The sequence below is a fragment of the Nonomuraea aurantiaca genome (assembly GCF_020215705.1).
Classification (GTDB): Bacteria; Actinomycetota; Actinomycetes; order Streptosporangiales; family Streptosporangiaceae; genus Nonomuraea; species Nonomuraea aurantiaca.
Map to the genome: position 1 here is coordinate 1 of NZ_JAIWNB010000081.1, position 8,225 is coordinate 8,225.

Here is an 8,225-nt window from a genome sequence, read left to right on the forward strand (position 1 = left end):
TAGAGCCTGATCAGGGCGGCGGCCGGGTAGCGGCGGGCGTCGGTCAAGGTGGTGGCCAGGCGGTAGGTGCCGGTGAAGGTGGTGCCGTCGGTGCAGGTCACCGTCACCCGGGCCTCGATGATGCGGACCTGCAGGGCGCCGATCACCGACAGATAGGAGCCGTCGGTGAGTGAGGCGAGGATGGGGGTGCGCCGGTTGCTGCGCAGCCGGCCGAGCACCTGCGCGCCGGTGGCGGCCACCTGGGCGAGGAAGGCGTTGCTGTCGAAGCCCTTGTCCCATAACACGAGCATGTCCGGCTGCAGCAGGTGCAGCAGGCGCCGGGCATAGCCGCTCTCGCCTTCGCTGGTCGGGCCGAAGACGGCACCGATCAGGGCCCGGGTTCCGGTCTCCACCAGCGTCATCAGCTCCAGCAGCGGGTAGCCGCCGTGGCCGGAGTTGCCGAGCCAGGCCCGGTTACGGATGGTGTCGGGGGCTTTGAGCGAGCTGCAGCCGTCGAAGGAGACGGTGCGGTAGGGCCCGAACCGCGTTCCGGGAGTTCGGGGCTGGGCCAGCGGTCCGCTCAGCACCTCGAACAGGCGCTGCATCGGTGCGCCGCCGACTCTGCGGCGCAGGTCACGCAGGGCTTTGGCGGTGGGCGTCACGACCGGCAGGGCGGTCAGCGAGGCCGTCAGTTTCTGCCAGACCAGCAGGTAGCCGACCTCGGGGAACAGGCACATCGCCAACAGGAAGTAGACCCCGACCCGCGAGGGCAGAGCACGCAGACGACGCTGCACGCTGCGTGTCTCATCAAGGACCGCATCGACGAGTTCGACCGGTACGAGCCCGGTCAGCTCACCCAAATGCCCGGGGGCGAACAATCGCCTGGCTGCCGAGCGGGGCGAAGAGTCCGTCTCGACAGCGCGGGAAACAGCAGAGCTGGCATACTCGGCAATCACGGAGATCCAGTTCTTCGACGGCTGGTTGTGGAAGATCACCGTTCTACTGGATCTCCGTCCTCATGTCCTGAGAACCCACGTCCTTGACGGCACCACGAAAGCCTTAACTACCTGGCCTTGGGCCAACTCCACAACGTCACCACTTCACGAACTTTGAGCCAGATCCTGAGTAGCAGCAGCGTTTGCTGGTCAGTTTGGACAGCACTTGAGGGCTGATCGGACGAGGCGTGTCGGTGAGAAGTAGCAGCACCCAGAGGAGTGTGCACTTACTACCCGCGATTAAACGGTGACTGACATGGATGGGGTGGCTGGCTTGGGGGGCCAGCGCGCCGGGTGCGTGGGCGCTCTGGGGCGGGCACGTGCGGCTCCCAGAAGCGTGGTGGCGAGCGTGTGGCGCAGGACCTGTGCCGTGGTGGGATCATCCAGCCCAGCGGTCTGGGCAATCTCGACGATGATGCACCCTGCACTGCAACTCGTACGCCGACATCACAGAACCCGGCCCGGCCGCCGGACGGAGGGCCGGGAGCGCGGCGGCTCGGTGGCCCACGCCTTTGATTTCTGCAGCTGTTGATCTAACGCGTGGTGAAGGCGCCGCCGTTAACGTGGATGGTCTGGGCGATGTCTTCGGGCGTTGGTGACGGCAGAGCCGGCGGGTGAGGCTGCGGCCTCTGGCTGACCTCGGCACGGTCGCCGGAGCGGCTCGCGAACCGTGGAGAAGTGCCTCCCCTCACCACGAGAACCGGCTCAGTTCAGATCTTCGGTGATCGTCCAGCCCCGGCTACCGCCGATCTTGGCGATCTGCCGGCGCAGCACCGCGATCCGCTCACGCGCGTCCGGCCCAGCGATCCCGATCGTGATGCGCTCATCGGTCGCGTGATACCTGGTCCGCCGATCGCCCGCCGCGACCCTGCACGCCGCATTGATCGCGGCTCGCAGCCGGGCCACCTTCCGTGGATCACCTTGTCCGCCGAACCCTTCGATCGTCACGGACGAGAACAGCGGCGCAAGACGCAGACCCGCCTGTCGCTGGACAGCGTCCAGCTCTTCCTGATCGGCGCTCAGATCCTTCAGGATCCGATCCCGGTCGACCGAGCTGATCGGCCTACGGCCGAGCCAGTCCGGCCAGCCATCCGGCCGTGTTGGCACTACCCGCACCGGCTCGAACGAAGGCGCCGCCTTCGCGGCCTCGTTGTCAGCATCAGCGGCCCCGCTATCGCTCAACCGCTCTCCTCATGCCACGCCCGCGCGACAGCTCGTGATCTTCTCCCGATCGTAACGGTCGTTTCCAGGCCGATGACCTACAGATAGGGCAGGCGTGCCGCATCGGGGGCACCCCATCCACCCACGCCTCTTCGCACGCGCCCCTGACCTGCGGTGGAGGCTTATCGTTCAATTCCGGCCGGATAGTCCCAAGACCCCGCTCCGGCAACCGCCGCCGCCCTGCCCGCCACCGCAACCATCACCCGGACGCGGGCCAGCGCGCCGGGCGGACGCCCGGGCCGGGTGGGGGTGCGCCGGTCCCAGACGGCACCCCGGCGACCGAGACCCGCATGATCGGCCAGTGCACGTGCAGGGTGATCGGCGGGTGCGGCGGAGTATGGATGACAGCCTGACCCTTCAACAGGAAGACACTCGCCGATGACAGAGAAAGTGACGTGACCGCCGACGCGGATGAGCAGGTGTCCGACAGCGATCTCGGCGCCCGCTTGCGGTCAGAGCCGGAGCTGTTCACGGTCGTGCACCACCGCTACTTCCAAGCCATCTACCGCTACGCCGCCGGGCGGCTGGATGCACAGACGGCCGAGGACATCGCCGCCGACACCTTTTTGACCGCCTTCGACCGGCGTGATCGGTTCGATCCAGGACGCGGCAGCCTGCGGCCCTGGCTGTTCGGCATCGCCACCAATCTGATAGCTGGGCACCGCCGCAAGGAGGCCCGCCACTACGCGGCGTTGTCGCGTATCGCGCCCGAACCGGACGTCGAGGGACCCGAGAACCGTGTCGTCACCTTCGTCGCCGCCCAGCGGATGCAGCCGCACCTGGTCAAAGCCATGGCCGCGCTGTCACCAGGCGAGCGCGACGCGGTGCTGCTCGTTGCGCTGGGCCAGCTCAGTCACGAGGAGGTAGCCGAGGCGCTCGGTATCTCCGTCGGCACGGTGAGCTCGCGGATCAGCCGCGCTCGAGCCAAACTCCACAACACCTTCGACAAGGAGGCACTTCATGGATGAACTGCAGACCCTTGCCACATTGCTGGCCGCGCCCGAGTCACCCCAGGCGGCCGAACGCAGCCTGCGCCAAATCCAGCAGCGGATGCGCCGCCCCTCGCGGCCGAGCCGCAGAGCATGGTTTGCAGCCGGCGTGAGCTTGGCCGCTGCCGCCGCCGCTGCCGTCGTGGTCGTCTCCGGTACGACTGCACCCACGGCCGCTCCGAACGGCCCGCCGCCCACCGCGGCTCAGCTAACGGCCGGTGGGATACTGCTCGCCGCTGCCACCACTGCGGAACGCGAGCCTGAAGGCTCGGGCGCCTACTGGCATGTCAAGACAAGCTACAGCGGCAAGGCATCCGAGAGCTGGACGGCTCGAGACGGACGCACCTGGATGCGGGGCGACAAAACGGCCGGCAAGGTGGTCAAGCTCGCCAGATCTACCCCCTTCCGGCTCGGCGGCCTGGAGGTGAGCTTCGAGCAGCTGCAAAAGCTGCCCGCCGAACCCGACGCGCTGAAAACCTGGATCAGCGACGGCCTGGAGCACAGCGATGTCAAAACCAGCGCCGGGCGACTGGACGCCGCAGGGCAGGCCCGCGCGGTCTTCAGCGGACTGGTCTCCCTGGTCTCGCAACTCCCGGCCTCGCCCGAGGTCCGAGCCGCAGCCTTCCGGGCGCTGGCCTCCTACCCCGAGGTCAAGAACCTGGGCGCGGTCGATGGCGGGGAGGGTCTGCTGATCCCCCTTGCCGAATCACCAGTACAGCTGGTCGTCGATCCGGCGACCTCCCAGGTGCGCGACACCAGCTTCTACGTCACCGCCGACGGAGCAGAAGTCACTGTCCAGGACAAGCCGGTGACGATCGACACTGGATGGACCGACACGCTCCCCGCCGGCGACTAGACAGTGCCTGATAAATGATCAGCGCCGGTGCGGTTGAATGATCGGTCACGGTAAGGCGTAGCGAGCTGACCGAAAGGCCTGGCAGCGGATCGAGCCGTTGCTGCCCGTCACGGACGATCGTGGTCGTCCGTGACGGGATCATCGACAGGCCATCGACGGGATCTTGTGGCGGTTGCGCGCAGGAGCGACCCGGCGTGACATCCCCGAACGGTACGGTCCCTGGCAGACCTGTTACGAGCGGCTCACCCGCTGGGACCAGGACGGCACCTGGGCCCGCTTGCTGGAGGAAGCCCAGGTCAAAGACGACTCGATCGGCAACGTGGAGTGGAGTTTCACCATCGGCTCCACTATCGCCCAGGCCCACCAGCACGTGGCCGGAGCTCGAAAAAGGGGGAGACGAGGAAGGGACGATGGATACGAAGCAATCACAAAACGGCAGCCGCTCGACCGGTCCCGAGCAGGACTCACCACCAAGCTCCACCTGATCACCGACGCCCGCAGCCTGCCCATGACCCTCCACCTGACGCGCGAAAACGTCGTGGACTGCACCGCGTTCGAAGCGGCCATGGCCAAGCTGCGACTGCCTCGCAGCGGCAAAGGCCGACCCACACCCGCCCGGACCGCCTGATCGGCGACAAGGACTACTTCGCTGAGTGCCGATCTGCAGTGAGATGTCAGTTGCTGGACCAGTACTTTCCGCACGAGCCGTCAGAGAATCTGCACGAGACGTCAGTACTTCTGCGTCCCGACGGATGCAGTCCGACATCGTTACCCTGGCGCTACCACCTGCCCGCACGCATCGCTGGCCACGCCTATCTCCGCCATCTGTGCATCGAGCCCAGCCGGCCCTGGGCTCAAGCACTCGTTCTGGCCTGGCAACGTCTGATCAACTTGCCCCGGGAGCGGCCCTTGATCACGACGATACAAGGAGGCGACCCATCCGGGATCGTGGGTCCTGGTGCTCCTGTAGCGTCATGCGACGGCTGTCCCAATCCTGTGAGAGGACATTACGGTCAGACCATGGAGCCGCTCATGCAACTCATTCAGCTGAGCAATCGAGGCTAACCGTCCTGCTGACGCACTTTGGCCGCCCCATTGCTTAGCGATCTTTGATCGCGGGTTGAGCAAGCCTTGCTTGAAGCCTCGCATTACTCAGCTCAAGTTCGCGGATTCGCGATTTGGCAGTGAGGAGAGATTCTTTTTCTGCGCGTGTTCGCGCCCTGTTTTCAGCGCTTTCCTGGCGAGCTTCGACTAGGTCGGAGCGAAGTGTTTCGATCAGCATGTCATAGCTTCGCCGTTCCGACTCTGAAGCCTTTATTCGTCCTTCTGTGGCGGCTTGTATCCGGTCGTAGGCATCCATGAGATACTGCCGTGCAACCTGGTGGGCGGCTCGAGTAGTCGCCGCATCTTCCCTAGCTGATTGGCAAGCTCGTTCGGCCATGGCGGCACGATGTGCTTGCGCACTGTGACGGTCCGCAACTTGCTTTTGCATACTTTCTAGCTGAGTTGAGAGGTTGCGGATTATGGTGTTGACTTCGCGGACTTTCAAGGCCATGGCGTCGCGCGCTTGCTCTGCGAGCATTCTCTCGCACTCGGCCTTTCTTCGCCCGGTTTCTAGCTCCTGGACAATGTGCTGATGCGCCCTATGGATGGCAGCCCGAGCGTGTCGACCGCGATGTGCCGTTTCTGTCCCTTCAGCTTCTTACCTCCGTCATAACCGCAGACTGCGGCCCCGACGGTCTCGGCTGCCCTGACCGTCTGTGTGTCGATGCACCCCGCCGTCGGCAGTTCGCCGCGTCCGGCCATGACCCGCAGGCGGCCGCGCAACCGCCCGGCCAGCCGGTCGGGCAGACCACGCCCGGACCAGCGCAGGAAGAATGCATACACCGCCTCGTGCGGGGGGAAGTCGACTGGCAGGGCCCGCCACTCGATCCCGTACCTGGCCACATAGCCGATCGCGTCCAGGACCGCCCGCAGATCATGAACCATCGGCCTGCCCGTGGCCGCGACCAGCTCGGCCATCACCGCCCGCACCTCGCCTTCCAGCACCGCCCACTCGGCATCGGTCAGATCCGACGGATATGACGGCTTGCGGCTATGACATCGGCACCCTAGTGAGGCGCAACCACTGGCGCCCACGGACGCGGGCGTGTAAACAGACAACCACGGGCTCCTGGCCGCCGAGATGCGTAGACAACACCTCAGCTACCAGGAGCCCGCTCCTGTCCGCAGGCGCATCACTCGAAGACGGCCGCGACCAGGGCATCCCTGATCCCAGCCTCAGCGACCAAATCCTTTGTCAGCAGGCTCTAAGCGTTACGAGAAGGGCTCGATCATCCTGACCTCGAACAAGAGCTTCGGCAAAGCGCATGTGTTTACGTGAAGGTGTGTCAGGTGAGGCCGAAACCGCACAGGTTCGGGCTTCTTGGGTAGGAGTCCGGCGGGATACGACGTGTCAGCACCGCCCGGCTAGCAACCCTGGGTAAGCGTGAGCTGCGACTGTCTGCCGCGCCGGCCCGTGGCCCGGACCGCTACCCGGGAACTCTGCTCAGGCTAGATCGTTGATCTCATAGTGGGCCGAAGGAGAAACGGGGTTGAATGGGCAGCGCCGGTAGGAGCAAGAGGCGCAGGCGTAGTGGAAAGCAAGAGGGGGCAGACAGTTCGCAGGTGAGCTCCGATCCTCATCCCCGGACATCGATGCGGGACCGTCTCTCCTCCATTCACGGCCAGATCGCGATCGCGCTGATGCTCATAGCAATCGGCATGTCGGTGGCCACGGTGAATGATTACAGAGCGGTGCAGCGGTTGCGGGAGAGCGGCGTGTCGGCTATGGGCACCGTTGTCCGCACCGAATATAGCCGCTATTCGTCTGACGATGCCATTGTCAGGTTCACCACACGCGACGGCAGGCACATCCGGACGCGAGTCGATGGTTCCCGCTGGCAGGGGAGTCCCCTGATCGACGATCAGCGACAGGTGCTCTATGACCCTGCCGATCCAAGTGGCAATGTGCTGGATCCGCAGGCCGGTTTCATGCAAATCGTGAATCCGAGGAAAGCGGTCGTCGTCCTCCTGGCCGTCCCCCTGGCGGTTCTGTTGTGGTGGCAGCAAGCCGACGCCTTCTTCTGGCTCAGCTTCTGGATAACAAAGATGAAGCGGCGCCGGGGAACGGCGGACCGCTAAGAGGTCATAACAGAATGGGATGGCCCGCATCCTTACGGTGATGATTGTCGTTGGGTGGGGTGTGAGGAAGGGCGAGCAGCTGCCGTGGATTGTCTCGGACAGCTTGTGGGAGCGGGTCGAGCCGTTGTTGCCGAAGGTGCAGCGGCGCACGCATCATCCGGAGCGTAAGCGGCTGGATGACCGTAAGGCGTTGTGCGGGATCTTGTTCGTGCTCTACACCGCGATCCCGTGGGAGTTCCTGCCGCAGGAGCTGGGCTTCGGCTGGGGCATGACGTGCTGGCGGCGGCTGCGGGACTGGCATCAGGCCGGAGTTTGGGACAAGCTGCACCGGCTGCTGCTGGCCGAGTTGCACGCCGCCGGCCAGTTGGACTGGTCCAAGGCGGTGATCGACAGCTCGCACGTGCGAGCGCTCAAGGGCGGCCCAAAACCGGGCCGAGCCCGGTGTCGACCGTGCCAAGCCGGGCTCGAAACACCACGTCATCGCCGACGGCAACGGCATCCGCTCGCCTTATCCCTGACCGGCGGCAACCGCAACGACGTCACCCAGCTCCTGCCGCTGATCAAGGCGATCCCGCCGGTGCGGGGCCGGCACGGCCGGCCCCGTAAGCGTCCTGTCTGCTTGTACGCCGACCGCGGCTACGACCATGACGTCTACCGCCGCCGGGTCTGGCGCGTCGGCATTCGTCCGTACATCGCCCGGCGCGGCACCCCGCACGGCTCCGGCCTGGGCGTTCATCGCTGGGTCATCGAACGCACGCTGTGCGCCGCGAGGCGCTCTGTTGCATCCCCGGCAGAGCCGGGAGGGACTTGGAGGGAGGTTCCTGGGTCGAATGACTGACCTGGATCCGAAAGGTTGTCCGTGGCCATGTAAAAGTGGCTCTGACGCAAAGCGTGTGACGTCGTCACGCACGGTCATTTCAGCATCGGTTGCATAGGATGATCTTTCGGAGCAGGTCGAAGTTGGCTCGGCCATAGCGGCTGCGTTTGAGAGCCTTGACCCTT

8 protein-coding genes and 1 pseudogene are annotated in these 8,225 nt (G+C 65.3%); 5 read left to right on the forward strand and 4 right to left on the reverse strand.

Features of this window, described 5'->3' with window-relative positions:
• On the reverse strand, positions 1-974 hold a 974-nt coding region (locus LDL49_RS55895; protein WP_308016323.1), incomplete at its 3' end, for a transposase domain-containing protein.
• 705 nt (positions 975-1,679) lie between these two features.
• Positions 1,680-2,156: a hypothetical protein gene (locus LDL49_RS55900; RefSeq protein ID WP_225303098.1), complete on the reverse strand. Its 477-nt coding sequence runs from the start codon at positions 2,154-2,156 to the stop codon at positions 1,680-1,682.
• Between the two features lie 434 nt (positions 2,157-2,590).
• On the opposite strand from LDL49_RS55900, the gene LDL49_RS55905 reads away from it, so the two are divergent.
• The 3 genes and pseudogenes from LDL49_RS55905 to LDL49_RS55915 all read left to right on the forward strand — a co-directional run.
• Positions 2,591-3,163, forward strand: coding sequence for an RNA polymerase sigma factor (locus tag LDL49_RS55905; protein ID WP_225303099.1), 573 nt, complete (start codon positions 2,591-2,593; stop codon positions 3,161-3,163).
• Positions 3,156-4,040, forward strand: coding sequence for a CU044_5270 family protein (locus LDL49_RS55910; RefSeq protein WP_225303100.1), 885 nt, complete (start codon positions 3,156-3,158; stop codon positions 4,038-4,040). Before LDL49_RS55905 ends, LDL49_RS55910 begins: the two co-directional genes overlap by 8 nt.
• Positions 4,041-4,188: 148 nt before the next feature.
• Positions 4,189-4,668 (forward strand): annotated as a pseudogene (locus tag LDL49_RS55915) (IS5 family transposase); the annotation flags it as partial.
• A 471-nt stretch (positions 4,669-5,139) separates the two neighbouring features.
• On the opposite strand, the gene LDL49_RS55920 reads toward LDL49_RS55915, so the two are convergent.
• Positions 5,140-5,622 (reverse strand): hypothetical protein, encoded by a 483-nt coding sequence (locus LDL49_RS55920; protein WP_225303101.1) that lies wholly within the window; start codon positions 5,620-5,622, stop codon positions 5,140-5,142.
• Between the two features lie 32 nt (positions 5,623-5,654).
• Positions 5,655-6,179: a transposase gene (locus LDL49_RS55925; RefSeq protein ID WP_225303106.1), complete on the reverse strand. Its 525-nt coding sequence runs from the start codon at positions 6,177-6,179 to the stop codon at positions 5,655-5,657.
• Positions 6,180-6,707: 528 nt separating this feature from the next.
• Between LDL49_RS55925 and LDL49_RS55930 the strand changes: the two genes are divergently transcribed.
• Both LDL49_RS55930 and LDL49_RS55935 read left to right on the forward strand, forming a co-directional pair.
• A complete protein-coding gene (locus tag LDL49_RS55930) occupies positions 6,708-7,223 on the forward strand; it encodes a DUF3592 domain-containing protein (protein WP_225303102.1) in 516 nt (171 codons plus the stop codon).
• Positions 7,224-7,242: 19 nt separating this feature from the next.
• Positions 7,243-8,061 carry an IS5 family transposase gene (locus LDL49_RS55935; protein WP_225303103.1) on the forward strand — a complete coding sequence of 273 codons (819 nt, stop codon included), beginning with the start codon at positions 7,243-7,245 and terminating at the stop codon, positions 8,059-8,061.
• Positions 8,062-8,225: the final 164 nt, after the last annotated feature.

Coding starts and splice junctions, on each gene's coding strand:
- LDL49_RS55910 (WP_225303100.1), top strand. CDS start 3,156: ATGGATGAACTGCAGACCCTTGCCACATTGCTGGCCGCGCCCGAGTCA.
- LDL49_RS55920 (WP_225303101.1), bottom strand. CDS start 5,622: ATGCTCGCAGAGCAAGCGCGCGACGCCATGGCCTTGAAAGTCCGCGAA.
- LDL49_RS55935 (WP_225303103.1), top strand. CDS start 7,243: ATGGCCCGCATCCTTACGGTGATGATTGTCGTTGGGTGGGGTGTGAGG.